Source organism: Paenibacillus suaedae, from assembly GCF_032337355.1.
Taxonomy (GTDB): domain Bacteria; phylum Bacillota; class Bacilli; order Paenibacillales; family Paenibacillaceae; genus Paenibacillus_B; species Paenibacillus_B suaedae.
In genome coordinates this window covers 714449-732590 of sequence record NZ_JAVYAA010000003.1, presented here as the reverse complement: position 1 = coordinate 732590, position 18142 = coordinate 714449, and the positions used below count along the sequence as shown (strand labels likewise).

17 protein-coding genes are annotated in these 18142 nt (G+C 43.7%); 15 read left to right on the top strand and 2 right to left on the bottom strand.

Features of this window, described 5'->3' with window-relative positions; translation table 11 throughout:
* The first annotated feature begins 99 nt into the window (after positions 1-99).
* The 3 genes from RQP50_RS16595 (at position 100) to RQP50_RS16585 (ending at position 1649) form a co-directional block, all read left to right on the top strand.
* Positions 100-438, top strand: a complete 339-nt coding sequence (locus RQP50_RS16595) for a DoxX family protein (protein ID WP_072729360.1) — start codon at positions 100-102, stop codon at positions 436-438.
* A 102-nt stretch (positions 439-540) separates the two neighbouring features.
* The gene (locus RQP50_RS16590; protein ID WP_072729361.1) at positions 541-1269 is read left to right on the top strand and encodes a DUF981 family protein; all 729 of its coding nucleotides are present in this window, start codon (positions 541-543) and stop codon (positions 1267-1269) included.
* A gap of 218 nt (positions 1270-1487) precedes the next feature.
* Entirely contained in the window at positions 1488-1649 is a 162-nt protein-coding gene (locus RQP50_RS16585; RefSeq protein ID WP_227774641.1) for a hypothetical protein, read from the top strand.
* 107 nt (positions 1650-1756) lie between these two features.
* Here the strand turns inward: RQP50_RS16585 and RQP50_RS16580 are convergent, their stop codons facing one another.
* Positions 1757-3427, bottom strand: coding sequence for a carbohydrate-binding protein (locus RQP50_RS16580; RefSeq protein WP_315746085.1), 1671 nt, complete (start codon positions 3425-3427; stop codon positions 1757-1759).
* 852 nt (positions 3428-4279) lie between these two features.
* Here RQP50_RS16580 and RQP50_RS16575 point away from each other — a divergent pair.
* Complete coding sequence (locus RQP50_RS16575) at positions 4280-4738, top strand: cupin domain-containing protein (protein WP_315746084.1); 459 nt, start codon at positions 4280-4282, stop codon at positions 4736-4738.
* Between the two features lie 223 nt (positions 4739-4961).
* Here the strand turns inward: RQP50_RS16575 and RQP50_RS16570 are convergent, their stop codons facing one another.
* Positions 4962-5642, bottom strand: a complete 681-nt coding sequence (locus tag RQP50_RS16570; protein ID WP_072729363.1) for a DUF899 domain-containing protein — start codon at positions 5640-5642, stop codon at positions 4962-4964.
* Between the two features lie 455 nt (positions 5643-6097).
* Between RQP50_RS16570 and RQP50_RS16565 the strand changes: the two genes are divergently transcribed.
* The 11 genes from RQP50_RS16565 to RQP50_RS16515 all read left to right on the top strand — a co-directional run bounded on the left by RQP50_RS16565 (position 6098) and on the right by RQP50_RS16515 (position 18136).
* Complete coding sequence (locus RQP50_RS16565) at positions 6098-7354, top strand: MDR family MFS transporter (protein ID WP_315746083.1); 1257 nt, start codon at positions 6098-6100, stop codon at positions 7352-7354.
* A gap of 338 nt (positions 7355-7692) precedes the next feature.
* Positions 7693-9624, top strand: a complete 1932-nt coding sequence (locus tag RQP50_RS16560) for a fructose-1,6-bisphosphatase (protein ID WP_315746082.1) — start codon at positions 7693-7695, stop codon at positions 9622-9624.
* 333 nt (positions 9625-9957) lie between these two features.
* Entirely contained in the window at positions 9958-10851 is an 894-nt protein-coding gene (locus RQP50_RS16555; protein WP_315746081.1) for an NUDIX domain-containing protein, read from the top strand.
* Positions 10852-10853: 2 nt separating this feature from the next.
* On the top strand, positions 10854-11405 hold the full coding sequence (locus RQP50_RS16550) for an NADAR family protein (protein ID WP_072729626.1): 552 nt from the start codon (positions 10854-10856) through the stop codon (positions 11403-11405).
* Between the two features lie 41 nt (positions 11406-11446).
* Positions 11447-12283 carry a TIGR02452 family protein gene (locus tag RQP50_RS16545; protein ID WP_315746080.1) on the top strand — a complete coding sequence of 279 codons (837 nt, stop codon included), beginning with the start codon at positions 11447-11449 and terminating at the stop codon, positions 12281-12283.
* 6 nt (positions 12284-12289) lie between these two features.
* Positions 12290-12775 (top strand): NTF2 fold immunity protein, encoded by a 486-nt coding sequence (locus RQP50_RS16540; protein WP_315746079.1) that lies wholly within the window; start codon positions 12290-12292, stop codon positions 12773-12775.
* A gap of 239 nt (positions 12776-13014) precedes the next feature.
* Complete coding sequence (locus RQP50_RS16535; protein WP_315746078.1) at positions 13015-13860, top strand: STM4015 family protein; 846 nt, start codon at positions 13015-13017, stop codon at positions 13858-13860.
* A 2-nt stretch (positions 13861-13862) separates the two neighbouring features.
* A complete protein-coding gene (locus RQP50_RS16530; RefSeq protein ID WP_315746077.1) occupies positions 13863-15080 on the top strand; it encodes an STM4014 family protein in 1218 nt (405 codons plus the stop codon).
* Positions 15081-15100: 20 nt separating this feature from the next.
* Positions 15101-15886 (top strand): STM4013/SEN3800 family hydrolase, encoded by a 786-nt coding sequence (locus RQP50_RS16525; RefSeq protein WP_315746076.1) that lies wholly within the window; start codon positions 15101-15103, stop codon positions 15884-15886.
* 19 nt (positions 15887-15905) lie between these two features.
* On the top strand, positions 15906-17282 hold the full coding sequence (locus RQP50_RS16520) for an STM4012 family radical SAM protein (protein ID WP_072729372.1): 1377 nt from the start codon (positions 15906-15908) through the stop codon (positions 17280-17282).
* Positions 17279-18136, top strand: coding sequence for an STM4011 family radical SAM protein (locus RQP50_RS16515; protein WP_315746075.1), 858 nt, complete (start codon positions 17279-17281; stop codon positions 18134-18136). Before RQP50_RS16520 ends, RQP50_RS16515 begins: the two co-directional genes overlap by 4 nt.
* Positions 18137-18142: the final 6 nt, after the last annotated feature.

The following is an 18142-nucleotide window of genomic DNA, read 5'->3' as shown; positions in this document are numbered from 1 at the left end:
TATGAAAGCTTTTAAGAAACGATTTTGTCAAAAGAAATAAATATTTTTGTATATTATATGCTATAGCATATAATATACTCCGAGAAAGGGGGGATTTTCTTGGTTATTATCATTTTGCAAGTTATTATAGGATTATTTTTTATGTTTACTGGGAGTAAGATTATTTCCGGTAAAATGGCAGATGAGTTCAAGCGTTTCGGCATGCCTCCCATCTTTAATTTTTTGACGGGATTTATTGAGATTGCATCTGCAATCGGATTATTTGCAGGTATTTGGTTTCCAATAGCGGCTGTTATTGCAGGATTTTTACTAGCGGTTACGATGTTTGTCGCAGCCTTTACTCTTCTTGCTGTTGCTAAGGATCCTTTTCCAAAAGCAATACCGGCTATCGTACTTTGCTTATTGTCTATCATCGTCAGTATGAATCATTTGATCTAGTTTGAAAGCTAGTGATGATAAAATCCTTCTAACTTTGCTGAAGAAATATGAATAAAGTTAAAGGAAATAATATGTAACAATTTAAGTGAGGAGTTTTTTTAAATGGTTATCGATTGGTCAACAACAGCTGTGTATAACACAATAATGTCAGTTGCAACTGGTATAGGGTTATTATTAATGCTTCGATTTGAATCCCATTTAGCCAAAGGAAAAGTTGGACAACTAGAAGGTTGGGCTATAGGATTTGGAATACCCGGGTTTATATTAACGCTAACAGGAGCTCATATGACCCTTACTTGGCCCTTGTCAAAGATTGGATTCCCATTTGATGATATTATATTTGGTGAGTCTTCTCTAGGTTTTGGGGTTCTGCTTCTGGCTGCAACCGTCTTAATATGGAGAAAATCTAATCTATATGTAAAACAAGGCATTAATATGAACGATACGAAAATAGTATCCAATACATTAAAGGCGGAATTACCGTATTTATTAAAACCAGTATCTTATTTTGCTGCAGCAATGGGGCTAGCACTCATCTCAATCGCATTTGCAGGTATTGGATTTCAATTATTTGCAGCGCCACCAGAAGAACCAATATCAGGAGCTTTTGCTGATTATCCAATGTTGGAAGCTACTTTTATGTCAGGATTATTCGCGATTATAGGGATTGGAGCTGTATTATTTCCTTTTGCCTTAAACAAAGACGCAAATCGAAACTTTGCTAAAGTTATTAAATTCCTTTGGGCACTTGCAGGCATAGCCTTTGTTCTATTTGGAGCCATGAACTACTTTACACATATTGGATTGATTGTGAATACAATGCCCAAATAGTATTGAATGATATACAATGACTATCGCTCCCAATTCGATAAAATGTGGGTTGCATAAAAAGATAAAGGGATAAAAATTAACCTGCTATTAGTGATAGGTTGGTACAGTTACTAGACTAACATAGAAGCAGAATGCTTCAGCAGGGGACTGAGAACGATAAATCAATTGCATTAAGGCTGCCACAAGGCAGCCTTTTTCTCATCTAACGGGCAATTTAGTTGGAAATGAGAGCGATTATCGGGCTGGATAGCAGTGTTCTCTCTGTGAGTGAACAGAAGATTGATTTGTCAGTGACAGAACCGATTAAATGGTTCCGCGGCTTGGGCTTTGACCGATTACAATTGAAACTAAGTGCTGACCCTTATGATGGACTGACTTAGGGGTTTACTTACAGAGCTGAAGTATAGGGTTATCGAAGATAATAAGTAGAAGAGGTAGGGAATGGATATGCCCCTACCTCTCTTTTATTTAATCAAGTTTTATTCTTTTAGCAAGGACCGAGCGCAGTCCAAACATCGTTGGGACCACTTTTCAGATCTGGACGTTCATTATGCGTCCACCATTTGGCTTGATACTTCACTCCGTTATAAGAAACAATGTCACCTTGAACATAAGTGGAGGAAGCACTCCATGGAGTAGGGCAGGGGTCAACTTGAACTTGAACGGTCACCGAGTTACTTGCCGCAGACAAATTACTAAAGCCATCCCGAGCCTTGACAGTAAACGTATATGAACCACTTGTTAATCCACTGATCGTGGCGGAGTTGCTAGTTGATCTTGCTTTAGCAAAAGGATCGTTATTTACATAAATGTCATAGCCGATCAAACCAACATTGTCCGTAGAAGCAGTCCAATTCAAGTTAACTGTGCCAGAGGTAGTATTAACAACTAGATTAGTTGGTGCTAGTGGTGCTTCTATATCGTTAGGTACAGCACCTGGCGTAGGTAAATTCGTTATAATTTGTTGCAAATTAGGTAGGGTACCAATTCTATCATTGGCTATATCGGAAGTCGGGGTATTGAACGGTAACCATCTCAGTATTCTACGAACTTCATCTGGCGAATACGGCACGCCGAATTTGGCTTTAGCAATCCCTTGCAGTTGTAGAATCGCACCTACAACGACAGGTGAAGCGGAAGAGGTTCCATTGAAATAGTCGTTGTAACCAGTTGTCGAAGCAGTACTTGTTGCATTTAAGGTAGCAACGTTCTCACCAATACCGTAAGCGTCGATCCGATTGCCATGGCTGCTGAAGCCGAGTCTGTAGTGAGGTGCAGTTGATGATCCTGCTCCAACAAGTATTGCTCCTGAATCTCTGAAATCTGGGAGATCCCGATTGAAGATGTATTTATTATCCCAATGCTTGTACTGATCGAGATCAGCACTACCGTTGGCTCCCGCTTCTACAACGACAATACCTAAGCTTGTTGCATATTGGATTGCATCAAACTCTGCAGACTGTACTTCGACAGGCATCCAAGTATCATAGCCGAGCTGTATTTCGAGCAGAATAACGTCACCTGGTGATAATACTTGTGTAGCCGCTAAAATTGCTTCTACTATACCTCCTGTACGAACTAAAGAGGATACAATCGGCGTAGCTTTGTTAGCTAGCCCGATATTGCCGATAGCATTGTCAACTGCAGATACAACCCCGAGCACACCTGTACCGTGACTAGCATTTCCGTTATTAGTGCCGCCTGGTAAAAGCTGTATGTTATGAGCGGCTAGATCTTCATGATTTAAAGCCCAATCCCACTCGACATCGGCCCACTTGGTGCCTTTGCCATCGCCACCTTCAAATTGCCAAGCATAAGGAGCGTTGATACCTAGAGGAGCTGCTTGCGCATAACTTTGTAAGGTGAAGCGCGGATCGTCGTCTGGAAGGACAGGTGTTGTGTTCGGAGCAGGTGCATTGGCTAGTTCTGGTTTTTTACTTACGTATGCATCCTCAACAAGCGGGAAGCTTCGCAACGTTTGCAATAACTGTTCGACATCAGCGCCAGCGGGAATTTTGGAGGAATAATAGCGGTCAAACACGGCTGCAAGAGGGCTAGCAGCAATGCTTTTGTTAGCTGACGGTAAGAATTGCTGCGAGATTAGCGGTTCAAACGATAATTCTGGTACAGCAGCTAACGGTGATATTTCTTGTTGCAATTGAAGTCTTCCTTCTTCACTTGGAAGGAAAGCTTGTTGTGTAAATTTGACAACAATTTTTTCTTCGAAGGTTAGAGTTGCAGTGTCTGAGAATGATGTGCTCGTTGGAAAGGACTGTCCACTCTCTAGAGCGTATGCTCCATTTGACAAAGTGCCTAATGAAAAAAGCAAGGTTGAGGCTAGAGCGACGGACAACGTTTTTTTAAATCGGGAAAAAGTGTGTTTAATAGTAATCTCTCCTTTCCATTCTCTTGAATTTTTCTGTTGCTAGCTGAGTAAATAGGCTAACAATTGTCAGTATAAGGTAAGGTAAATAATGGATCAATTCTGAGGTAAGCGTAAACAACGATAGTTATATACAGATATCACGTTAAAACTTCTATTTACTTTATTTCACATGGGTTCAGTAGGAGATGAAATCGAATAATCCCCTTTTATTGTAATTATCTCTTGTGAGAGCTAATCATAGTAATTTGAATGCGATAACGAGGTGAAATCTAGATATTGCAAACCATTGATGGCAAAGAATTCGACGTTGAAGAATGTTCACAAAAATGTTTAGGTTTATCTATTGTAAATAGCTATGTAGAGGATAAACTAAAAGGGAGCATGCAATTTGAATCTACAGCGTGTGGAACAACAGTTTCATTCACGTTTAAAATGTAATAGAGGACTACAAAGGCGTAGTCTTACTTAGAGCAAAGAGGCTTAAGGTTATATCATTCCTACTTGATAGGAAGCGGTATAACTTTAGGCCTCTTTATGTTTATTCTCTGGCTGTAATGGTTGCTATGCTCATTGCAAGTAAAATGGTTCTAAAAAACTGCACCTAAGAAATAGAGGAGGGTACCCATGAGTATCGATAAAAAGATGATTGAAGAGATGGTTCGTAACATCATCATGGAAAAAGTAGGGGCTGATGCGATTGAACAGAACGTTCATAGAGGTCCTGGAGGGATCACTTCTGTTAAAGTGCCAAATATGAAAGTAACGGAAGAGGATCGTCTCGATACTGGCAACCCTAATGATGTCGTCTATTGTAAAGATCTTTTTTCGCTAAAGGAAAGTCCAAGACTTGGCTGCGGTATCATGGAGATGAAAGAAACAACTTTTGACTGGACACTTAACTATGATGAAGTTGATTATGTGATTGAGGGACATCTGGATGTTATCATTGATGGTACAAAGGTGTCAGCTGGTCCAGGAGAAGTGATCCTGATTCCGAATGGAAGTAAGATTCAATTTTCTGTGCCAGAATATGCACGATTTATCTATGTAACATATCCGGCTAACTGGGCAGAACAAGCGTAACATGCTAATTTCTTTTTGCCAGAGTTAAGCGGTTTATTTCGGAGATAACAATCACCAAGGACGAGGCTACCGACATGGAACGGCAGCCTCATTTTCTCTGATCTCTGAATTGAACCGGGTTACGGGTCGTACCAAACCGTGAATATCGTATCCATTATTCTTGCAGGAAATGAGCATTTCTTTCCTAAACAGTTCTCCCCATTTAACGGGACATATGAAAGGGTTATTTTCCATCTTGGTTCACTTCGTACTCGTCATGTAATCGCCACCACGTGTATGGAGGTGTTTGCGGCCACCCTTTAGGGGAATCCTCCCATTCCTCTTGACGACCATAAGGCGTAAGATCGAGGAGATTGAAATCGGCTCTGATCCTGTCCACACCGCGTGCAGTCGTATAGTAGGTTCGAAACACACTATCGTCATTACGCAGGAAGATGCTCAAACCAAATCCCTTGCCTGCACCGCAATCGAAATTGAAATTGTCGCCGTTTGAGGAATACCAAGGGATAGTCCAGCCCATATGCTTTCGAAATGATTCGATCTGAGTAAAGGGTGCTGGCGAAACGAGTATGAAGGAAGTATCACGGGCGTGCAGATGAGATAGGTGGCCAATGTTGTCAACAAAGGATGAGCAGCCGCGGCAGCGATGATCAGAGCCTGGAGACATCATGAAATGATAAATGATGAGTTGGCGCCGTCCTTCGAAAAGATCAAGCAGGCTTGCAGTGCCGTTCGATCCTTCGAACACGTAATCTTTTTCAATTCTCACCATCGGCAGTCTTCTACGTTCCGCAGCAAGTGCATCTAACTCGCGGGTGAGCTCCTTTTCTCTGACGAGCAGTTTTTGACGGGCAATCTGCCACTCTTCTTCTGAAACGATCCGAGGCATTGAAGAAATGCTCATTTAATCCATTCCTCCCTATATGAGTTGGAAATTTAATTTTTCTTTAGAGGCTTTTGGCGATCACTGGTCGTTGCTGATTATCCGAGACATCTTGTATTTCGGAAAGAACAAATACGGGGAGTTTATTGAGTCTGAAGAGAGAATCTCATCAAAAATAGCGTTGTTAGTAAGAGCTGTTGGTGGCATTGCATTAGGGATCGTAGAATACATGAACAAAGACGCTCTCACATAAGAGCGTCTGTTTTTATGATACCATTTCGAACAAATGTTCGTTTTTTGGAGCAATTAAATTAAAATGGGTTACCTCGAATTTCCATATTATTAGTATAACTTATTAAAAATTATAAGTCTATATTTAATTTCCCAGGTACTTTATCATTGGATTACCTGGCCGGGGAAAAGGTGAATATTCGTTGACCTATACGGATGTTTGCGTTAGAGAAGAGGGATAACATTTGAAATTACATGTTTGGGATGTGAATTTGAAAATTCGCCTAATCGGCGAGGGGCTGTTCAATTTGTTGTTTTGGATGTACTTCCCTTTTATTACGGTCTACTTTAGCGAATCATTAGGTAAACAGACGGCAGGTATGTTAATGGCGATTCCGCCTCTCATTGGCATACTTGGCAGCATGGTTGGAGGGAGTTTAGCGGATAGGGTGGGACGTCGTCCCATGATGTTGGCAGGCGCCTCCCTTAAAGCGTGTATGTTCGCATTGTTTGCGTTGTCCAGTTCGCATTGGATTAATTATTTCGCCTATATTGGCATTGGATTAGGAGGTGCCCTCTATGGACCTGCTAGTGATGCGATGGTAGCTGATCTTATTCCCGATAAGGATCGACGTCAGGTGTTCGCCACGTTTACGACAGCTAATAATATTGGTGCTGTATTAGGACCCGCATTGGGCGCATTTTTTTTCTTTCAATATCGAAGTGAGCTGCTATGGACTTGTACAATCGTCATGCTGCTCTATACGATTGCAATCTTTCTGAGAATTCATGAGAGTATGCCGGGTACCAGCAAAAAAGTTTCATTACATGCAGTTTCAACTTCGATAAAAGAACAATGGAAAGGCTATAAAATCATCTTTCAGGATAAAATATTTGTTCTATATATTCTGGCAGGCGTTTTCTCTATTATAACAATCATGCAATTGGATCTGTATTTAGCGATATATGTCACGCAATATGTCCCGTCGCAACCCCTATTTACTTGGTATGATTGGACGCTCCGGCTTACGAGTACAGAAGTATTTGGATGGATTCTCGGGTTAAATGGGCTGCTATTCGTTCTATTTGTTTTACCCACTACAAAATGGTTAAATCGCTTAAAAGATCGAGACGTGTTCATTCTGTCATCCGCTTTGGCTGGGGTGGGCATGTTCGCCATTGGATTAACGACGCATATTTGGTTATTATTCCTTATCACGGTCGTGTTTACGTTTGGAGAAATTATACGAGCTCCGGTGACCAATAATTTTGTAAGTCAGTATGCACCTGCGAACGCGAGAGGGCAATATATGGGGGCATCGAGGCTGCAATTCACGATTGGGAGATTCGCAGCACCCTTGACCGTTATTTTATCGGCATGGGTACCTCCAATGGGGGTTTTTACTTTCATCCTTGTCTGTTCACTAATTAGTATTATTCTTTATATAAAACTTTTTAAGATCTATGCATATGATGAATCTGCATCCAGGACAGGAACTTGAAACACGTTCAAGCATCCGGTACAAACGCGCAATCTTGGGCTCGATTCCTTCTGGGCACATTCAAGAAAAAGCCCTATTATCAGGGTAGTCTTCATATTTGTCTTTGATTTAGGGAAAACATAGTGGTATGTTGGTACAAATGCCCTTATGGAATGGCTCGGCCTTTGGATGAGCTATTCCAAGGGGGCAACTCATCGGTGAGCCTTGATGGACTAATGTTTTTTCCCTTTACTGTTCGCACTAAGTTTGAAGATACGCGGGCTAGCCCCAAAAAGGCCATAGGTCTTCTAAGTATACCTGGCTGGATATCACCGTTTCCCTGAAGGAGGACAACTGTATTGGATGCGCAGTTTCTAGATTTATTGGCCCAGAAATATGATACGGAAGAAAAAGTCGTAACAGAAATCATCAATCTTAAAGCGATCTCCAATCTACCCAAGGGAACTGAGCATTTTGTCAGTGACTTGCATGGGGAGTTCCAGGCTTTTCAGCATGTACTCAGAAACGGTTCTGGTACCGTAAAAGAGAAAATCAAAGAATTGTTCCAAGAGGTTTGGACGGATAAAGAAATCAATGATTTTGCAGCGTTAGTTTATTATCCGGAAGAAAAAATACAGCTGGTTAAAGGAGACCTGTGCAATCAACAAGCCTTGAACCAGTGGTATAGACAAACGATTGAACAAATGCTTAAGCTCATTTCTTATGCCTCCTCCAAATATACGCGCTCGAAATTGCGTAAAGCTCTGCCGGAGCAGTTCGTATATATTATAGAAGAGCTTCTATACAAGACGGATTCTACCAACAATAAGGATCCTTATTATGAGGAAATATACCGGCAGATTATCTCCTTGGGTCAGGCGGATAAGCTGATTATCGGCCTTGCTTATACGACCCAGCGCCTAGTGGTTGACCATCTTCATGTGGTCGGAGATATCTATGACCGCGGGCCGGACCCCGATAAAATTATGGATACGCTTATCAACCACCATTCTGTAGACATTCAATGGGGGAACCATGATGTCCTGTGGATAGGCGCCTATGCGGGTTCTCTGGTCTGCCTTGCGAATATTATCCGGATCTGCGCCAGATACGACAATTTGGACATCATCGAAGACGTATACGGAATCAATCTTCGCCCATTGCTGAACTTGGCGGAAAAATACTATGATGACAACCCAGCCTTCAGACCGAAGCTGCAGCAAGGCCATAACGTATCGGAGCAGGAAATCCTTCAGATTACTAAAATCCATCAAGCCATTGCCATGATCCAGTTTAAGCTTGAAATCCCGATTATCAAGAGACGTCCTTACTTTCATATGTCTGAAAGGCTTTTGCTTGAGCAGATCGATTACGACAAAGATGAAATCAAGATCGGCGGAAAAACGTACCCGCTGGAAAACACCTGTTTCGCTACCGTAAATCCGCAGCAGCCTGAACAATTGCTGGAGGAAGAACAACAGGTGATGGAGAAGCTGCTGTTCTCCGTTCAGCATTCCGAAAAGCTGGCCAGACATATGAATTTCCTTATGAAGAAGGGCAGCCTTTATTTAAAATACAACGGGAATTTGTTGATCCACGGCTGCATTCCTTTGAATGAAGAAGGAAACATGGAAGAAATGCAGATTGAAGACAAGACCTATTCGGGTCGTCAGCTGATCGATGTTTTTGAATATTATTTGCGTTACGCCTTTGCGAATCCGGAAGAGACGGATGATCTGGCTACGGATATGGTATGGTACATCTGGACAGGGAAATGTTCCTCGCTCTTTGGAAAGAGAGAAATGACCACCTTTGAGCGGTACTTTATCCAAGATAAAGAAACCCATAAGGAGAGAAAGAACCCTTACTACCATTTGCGGGAAAATGAGGAGATCTGCCGGAAAATCCTGCAAGAGTTTGATTTGAATCCGGATCATGGACATATCATTAACGGGCATACTCCAGTTAAAGAAATTAGTGGAGAGAACCCTGTTAAAGCAAATGGGAAAATGGTCGTCATTGACGGCGGTTTTTCCAAAGCCTATCAATCCACAACGGGTATCGCCGGATATACCTTGTTGTATAATTCCTTTGGCATGCAGCTCGTCGCGCATAAGAAATTTAATTCAAAAGAAGATGTGTTATGTAACGGAACGGACGTATTGTCTGTAAAAAGACTGGTGGACAAAGAACTGGAACGGAAACTGGTGAGGGAAACCAATGTCGGGGAGAAGCTGCTGCAGAAAATCTCGAATTTGAAGAATCTCCTGGAATATCGCTACATGAAATGAAACAGCTGCTAAATGAAGCAACTGTTAAAGGTAAAAGAGCCGCCCGGGGGTTGGTCAGGATCCCATTTAGAGAACATAGAAAAAATACCTAAGAAGCAAGCTGTCGTCGGTACTCTACTGGCGGCAGCTTCTTTAGCTTTCTTTGTGATTGAGGCATTGTCGTAACAAATGCCTTTCCTCATCATGTTTCTTCTTGCATCTCTCTTTCTATTTTGCTATATTTGATATTATTAAAGTGATATTATTAAAGTGTTACTAAGTATAAATAGAATGTTGAGGAACTCATTTCGGAGAGCTGCACGCTAGAATAAATAACAATGGAGGTAAAGACGCTTGAATTTGTTGGATCGCGATGGACTCACGGAACGTGAATTTTTCGAGCAGTACCGTGCCGGGGATTACGAACGGCCTTCGGTGGCGGCGGACGTGGTTATTTTCACAGTTACGAAAACGGAGGTGGACAGCTACCGCAAACTTCCGGAAAAAGAGCTGCGTATATTGCTCATTCGACGCGGAGGTCATCCATTCTTGGGCAGTTGGGCGCTTCCGGGCGGATTCGTCCGGCCGAATGAGACGACGGAGCAGGCGGCGGTGAGGGAGCTGCGCGAGGAAACCGGTGTGGATGACATATATTTGGAGCAGTTGTACACCTTCAGCGATGTTGGAAGGGATCCGCGCACCTGGGTGATGAGCTGCAGCTACATGGCCTTAATTAACAGCGATCAGGTACAGCTGAAAGCAGGGGATGACGCTGTCGGCGCAGCCTGGTTCAAGGCAACCTATCGGCTCCTGCGTGAGCGTAGAGAGTTTATTGAGGATGGGTTTGTGAAAACGATGGAATACGAGCTCAAGCTAAGCAGCGAAGAGGAAGAGCTTACGGCAGTTGTGGAATGGACGATGACGTCAAAGCCGGCCTCGACGTCGACCTCCTACTCCATCGTATCAAATCACGGATTGGCTTTTGATCATGCGAAGATTATCGCCTGCGCTATTGAGCGACTGCGGGGGAAAGTGAATTATACCGGCATTGCGCTGCACTTGATGCCGCACCTCTTTACTTTGACGGAGCTGCAGCAGGTTTACGAGGTGATCTTGGACAAAGAATTATTGAAAGCCGCCTTCCGGCGTAAAGTGGCGCATCTTGTAGCGGAGACCGATCATTATACTGAAAATGCGGGACACCGTCCCTCCCGCTTGTTTCGAAGAAATTTGGAGGAATATCGATGATGATGATATACAATATCGAGCAGTTAAGAAAAGCATATATTGCAGGTAAAACGTTCAAGTTTGTCTTCTTCTGGGGCCATACACCGCCAAAATACGGTGGGGTTGACAAAAGCTGTTTTAGCCAATGGTGGATGAGCCCTTTCGTGGTAGAGGGACACGAGTATTCCTGTGTCGAGCAGTTTATGATGTCCGAGAAAGCAAGACTTTTTGGAGATGGCGAAATGTTGGACGCGATTCTTAAAGCTAAGCATCCTAAGGAGATGAAAGCCTACGGGCGTGCAGTTGGAAACTTCGACAAGGACATTTGGGACAACGAATGCTATGGCATCGTTAAAAGAGGCAATTTGGCTAAATTTTCGCAGAATCCGAAGCTTGGCGAATATCTTAAGTCAACGAAAAACCGTATTCTCGTCGAAGCCAGCCCACGGGATCGCATTTGGGGAATCGGCATGGGACAGTCCAATCCGGATGTGGAGAATCCACTAAAATGGCGTGGTAAGAACCTACTCGGATTTGTGCTGACCGAAGTGAGAGACGAATTACTGCGAGATTAACATCTACCGGATTTGTTATTGATGAAAGAAGAGGGAATGAAATGAAACGAAAAGAAATTGCTGAGGAAACATTACGAATACAGCGGCAAGGCTTCTATGAATATAAGGGGCGGCGGGTAGAATTCGCCACTGCACAAAAGCAATCCGAGGCAAATAGCGAGCTGATTACACCGGAACTGGGAGAGAAACTGGTTCGGGGAATTGACGAGCTGCCTAAGTTGCCGCAAGAACCCGTTTATTCTGTCGCCAACGAGACCACAGTAAAGTCGATCTTGGATTTTGCGGAGCTAGGGAAAGGGCGCGCCAGCGTGTTAAACTTTGCTAGCGCAAAAAATCCCGGAGGTGGATTTTTAAACGGGGCGATGGCTCAAGAAGAAAGCCTGGCGGCCTCCAGCGGATTATATGAAACACAGCTGCGCAATGAACGTTATTATAAGGCTAATCGGGCCTGCAAATCGATGATGTATACGAATCACGCTATCTATTCCCCGGACGTAGTGTTTTTCCGTAACCAGCGGTTTGATCTTATAGAGCGGCCGGTGACAGCTTCAGTATTGACTCTGCCCGCCGTGAATTATGGGCAGGTTCTGCTTAAGGGAGAGGATCCCCGGAAAGCGGAATGTATGATGAAAGACAGGATGCGACTGGCCTTAGCCATATTCGCCCAAAAAGGCGATAAAAACCTCATTTTGGGTGCCTATGGCTGCGGTGTTTTCCGGAATGACCCGGTGAAGGTAGCAGGATGGTGGCGGGAGCTGCTGAAGGATGAAGGCTTAGGATACCTATTTTCGGAAATTCGTTTTGCAGTCTTGGACACTTCCAAAGAGGGCAAGTGCATTCATGCTTTTGAAAAGGAGTTCAATGGGAACAGAGGGTGAATCAAAATGAGCTTTATGGATGCTTTGGAGCAAATAATAGCTGAGCAGGAGCAAGAACGCGACCGTCTTCGAGTTAATCAAATCACCGTACGGGCCGACTATAAGAAAAAGAGTAAAAGCAATGTTTATCAAAAGGAAAAAGTTATTGAATATGGCTTTGTAGAACGTGATTTGGATGATGAGAATTTATATGGCAGGTTTGAGCTCTATTTCGCCGATCGCGACACTCTTCTCCAGGATAATCGGTTTGGAGATGAAACTGCTTTTGGTGAGCTTACAGATGTACATGCAGTTGCAACGGCAATCTTCCCCTATTTAGCAGAGCATTATCCCCGTTTTTTGGAGGAAACACCCTTTGCTATCAGCTATAACCCTATTGCAGAAGCTTGGATTATCGAGGGAACTCTTCCTCCGGGATCTTTTGGCGGTGTCATTTATATTGCTCTTGCAAAAGAAACTGGGAGGATGCTCATGATGTATGGAACAAAATAAATTACAAATGAAATGAGCAGATTTCAGCGAGGTAATAACACTCGTTGTCATTTTCATTTGACAAGAACATAAGGAATTAGTTATATGCAATTTTGGCTTTCACAGAAAGAGATACGGCTGTCGGATCCCTTCCGCAAGGCAATTATTTTAGGGGATATTTATGGATTGGAAACATTTGATACTTACAAGTGTGGCTATTATAATGAACAAGTTAGTATTCATTTTCAGGAGGTAATGTTATGTCCGAATGTAAACTATCTGTCGATTATGATCAATATGAGGATGGTGTCAAAATCATAGATTTAATAGAGGAGCTTGCAGGCAAGGATGAGAGCTTGCAACTTGAAAGTCTCATAATCGGTGACTGGGGCGGCGCCTATGAGGATGATTCCAGTGTAGTTGTCGAAGCTCTTGTTCGGTTGAAAGACCGTTTTCCGAAGGTGAGAAGCTTATTTATTGGTGATATGTCCTCTGAAGAATGTGAGGTCTCTTGGATCAATCAATCTAATTTAGGGCCGATTCTAACCGCTTATCCTGAGCTTCGCTCACTCACCATTAAAGGGAGCACAGATCTTAGTCTTGTTCCGGCTCACCATGACAAACTAGAGGAGCTTACTATTATTTGCGGCGGGCTTGGAACAGACGTCATTACTAGCATAAGTGAAGGCAGTTTCAAAAATTTGAAGAAGCTGGAGCTTTATTTAGGGGTAGAGGAGTATGGATTTGACGGAAGTCTCGCGGATGTGCTCCAGTTGATTGAACCTGGAAAATTCCCTCTGATTTCCTATCTTGGGCTCAAAGACAGTGAAATTCAAGACGAAATCGCTATTGCAGTAGCCGATGCACCGATTCTTGATCAACTACATACGTTGGATCTTTCTATGGGGACGTTGACAGATAAGGGAGCGGAAGCTCTTATCAATAGTGAAAAGATAATGAAACTGAAGTCGCTTGATTTAAGCTATCATTACATGTCGGATGAAATGATGAATCGTTGGAAGCAGTCAGGCCTCAATGTAGATATCAGCGATCAACAGGATGCTGATGAAGACGAGGATTATCGCTATCCTTCATTGACGGAATAACGATGAAATCGATGATTATCATTGGCAATTCCGGCAATAGAAGAACAACCGGACTACAAGCAGCAAGAACTCGGCTGGGGTTGCCCCCAGCTCTTGTTTTGAATTATTTAGATGTGTTGCAGGGAAATGTATCCTTGAGTTCGGTTGCACATAGCTTGGGGCTAACGTTGGATGAACCTCCATTGCTGCGGCTTGACGCGCCCGGGGAACATTTTGAAGTGGAACGTGAGCTTATTGCACTTGGCGCCCCTGATTCGGCCAACACCCATATAGACGAGCGATGGCTTAGATATAACAAGAGCGTTGTTCAGCCTATCTCGGTAAGGATGGCCAAAGGGTTGGAGGAGAATAAGGGAGAGCTGTATCATCCTTCCCAATGGTTTCGTGGGTATTGCAAGCTGTTATCTCAACTGGACAGGGAGGCAGCACAGCTGTGGAATACGCCACGATGGATGAATGCTCCCGAGGATATAGCCGCAATGTTCGATAAAAGGTATACTCACCAGATCTTATCATCAGCTGGATTACCCGTGCCTAGAAGATTAGCTGCACCGGAGGCCATACTGGATTACAATACACTTCGGGATGTTATGGCAAAAGAGCGGATATATCGTTTATTTATTAAGCTAGCAACGGGTTCCGGCGCATGTGGTGTAATCGCGTATCAGGTAAACCCCATTACAGGTGCAGAGTCGGCCGTGACTACGATAGGTGTGGAGAACTATCTACGTAGACCTCCTATATTTTATAACGTAAAAAAGCTGGTGAACTATAAAGAACGCCAAGTCATTCGCCAAATCATCAACTGGTTATTGGGACATGGCGCTCATGTAGAGCAATGGATTCCAAAAGCGTCTTATCGGGATCGCACCTTTGATATCCGGCAACTTGTCGTAGCAGGTAAAGCGTGTCACAGTATTGTAAGGGTAAGCAGAACACCTATAACGAATCTGCATCTTGATAGTGATCGAATGAGCTTGGATGAAATCGGCTTGTCTGACAATCTTCAAGCTGCCGTGCGACAATGCGCTGAACAAACGTTAGCGGTATTTCCACGATCAACCGTCGCAGGCATAGATGTGTTATTGAGCAGCGGTTCCTATAGACCTTATGTATTGGATGTTAATCCGTTCGGAGATTTACTGTACCATAGTCATTATGAAGGACATGATCCCTATGAATGGGAAATGAGAATGGCTACACTCTCTACGACTATCTAAAATGGAAGAGGCTCACCACGATGTTTAACATGAATGAAATTGTAGGCAGTCACGATATTCTCATGATTACGCTGGATACACTGCGATATGACGCCGCTGTGCTGGAGGAAGCAAACTGTCCGAATTTGTGCGCGAGCGGACATTGGGAAAAGCGACATACTCCAGGCAGCTTCACTTATGCAGCTCATCATGCTTTCTTTGGCGGATTTCTGCCAACTCCGGCTACGACAAATAAGGCAGAGCATGTTCGGTTGTTTCATTCGAAAAATACGGGATTAAAGACACATCCGTATACATGGCAATTTGATACAACGGATATCGTATCTGGATTGCAAGCTGTAGGCTACCGTACGATTTGTATAGGCGGAGTCATCTTCTTTACCAAAAAGGTTCCGCTAGCCAAAGTTCTTCCAAGCTATTTCCAAGAAAGCTATTGGCGGATGACCTTTGGGGTTACAAATCAACGCTCGACAGAGCATCAGGTGAACCATGCCATCAAGCTCCTGTATAATTCGAATCAGACAGAACGACTGTTTCTATTTATGAACGTATCAGCGATTCATGGGCCCAATCATTATTTTGTACCAGGAGCAAAGAAAGACTCATTAGAGACACAGCGCGCAGCACTTCGATATGTTGACGGTGAGCTTGGTCGATTATTTCAGGCATTCAGAGAACGGGAACGGCCTGTATTTTGCATGGCGTTCTCTGATCATGGCACCGCCTTCGGTGAAGATGGCTACAACGGCCATAGGCTAGCGCATGAGGTCGTGTGGAACGTGCCTTATCGCGAATTTATTTTGTAAGGTGAGAGGAGAGAACATGATGAGCCATACGGTCTACCCTAATTACACGGATATCATCCAGAATTCGGAGGCTCTGCGCAGTTGGAAGGAAAACCTCACATCAGAGCCTTACCGATCATATCTATACGCTTATCCACACAAAACTTCCTATCGAGAATTGGAGAGGAAGCTGCCGCTTTCCGAACTGTGGAGCGAGGAAAAGGCAGATTCACTCTTTTTATATATGCATATCCCGTTTTGTGGAGCACGCTGCGGATTTTGCAATTTATTCACGTTGCCTGACAAGAGAGCCGACGTACATACCAATTATGTGGATGCTTTGGAGAGACAAGCTGCACAATGGGCTCCACTTATTCCGAATAAGCCGATTGCTAGATTTGCTATTGGAGGCGGTACGCCGACTTTACTCGAACCTGACCAGCTGGATCGGTTGTTTCATATTGCTCAACATGTGATGGGCATGAATCCAGCCCAAGCTTCCATCTCGGTAGAAACATCCCCCGAGACGATAACCACCGAACGCTTGAATATTTTAAAAAGCAGGCAGGTGGATCGGGTCAGTATGGGGATTCAAAGCTTCGTAGAATTTGAAGCGGACGCGATCTATCGTCCCCAGAAGCCGCAGGAAGTCGAAAGAGCTCTGAGGCAGCTCAAGTTGTACCAATTTCCAATCCTAAATCTGGATTTGATTTATGGCCTTCCCGGTCAAACCCATGATTCATGGATATATTCGCTGGATAAGGCGTTGTCTTACGACCCAGAGGAGTTATTTATTTATCCGCTATATACGCGCGAGCACACGATTGTAAAGCCAGAGCAGATAAGGCAGAGTGGCGAGGATCAGAGGGTAAGCTTCTATCGTGCAGCGCGGGATCGTTTGCTTGCACATGGATATACCCAGTACTCGATGCGCAGATTTGCCAAAGCAGATGCGATTTCGAAAAAATCATTGCTTCCGTATGGTTGTCAGGAGGAGGGCATGATTGGACTTGGCTGTGGCGCACGCTCTTACACAAGAGAGGTTCATTACTCCTCGCGATACAGTGTAGGTCGTTCAGCTACAGCAAGCATCATTGCCGACTACGTGGCTTCAGCCGACTACACCTATGCAGATTATGGCATTGTATTAAGCAAGGATGACCAGCAGCGACGCTTTATACTAAAAGCGCTGCTTCATACGGAAGGCTTGGCATTGAGCAGCTACGTGGAGCGGTTCGGAACGTCATCTCTCGTCGATTATCCCGAGTTGAATCTGCTTGTGCATACGGATCTTGCTGTTATCGAGCATGAGGTGCTTCGGCTGACGGATGAAGGGCTTATGTACTCCGATTCCATAGGAGATTGGTTCATTTCTCCGGATATTCGGGCACGTATGGAAAGCTGTGTACTATCATGAAAGCGACGATTTATTTTCGTGGGAGCTTGAGCTCATGCAATTATGACTGCCCTTACTGTCCTTTTAGCAAGAACACGGATAGTCCAGAGACATTGGCGAAGGATCGGCTGCAAGTGCAGACATTTGTCGATTGGGTAACGAAGCAAGAAGGAAGCGGGCATCAGCTGTCAATTTTTTTCAACCCTTATGGTGAAGGGCTTACGCATCGTTGGTACAGGGAAACTATGGTTAAGCTGTCCCACATGCAGCACGTTCATAAGGTTGCTATACAAACCAACTTATCCGCTAAGCTGGATTGGACTGGCGATTTGAATCCGGTTACGGCTGCATTTTGGGTAACGTATCATCCTGGGCAGACGAAGGAAGAACGTTTTTTACAGCAATGCGGCAAGCTTTATGAACAAAAAATACCGTTCAGTGTAGGCTGTGTCGGTGTGAAGAGCGCGTTCAACTCCATTTCTTCATTAAGGAAGGTACTGCCTGATGATGTTTATATGTGGGTGAACGCCTACAAAGATAAACCAGCATACTATTCTGCTGAGGATACAGCATTTTTGACCGATATGGACCCCTATTTTGTCCTAAATGCCAAGGATTACGACAGTATGAACAAGCCGTGCCGTGCCGGAAAAAATGTGTTTTATGTTCAAGGAGACGGGCGTGTAAAGCGTTGCTATAAGGATCGTCAAGTAATCGGAAATTTGTATAAAGATGGGCTTGATGGAATCTCTAAAGAACTCTTGTGTCGTATGAGGCAATGTGATTGTTATATAGGCTATATCCATATGGAGGAGCAGTCGTTCGATTCTATTTACGGAGAACGTGCACTCGAACGGATCGCAATATTATCATAAAGGAGA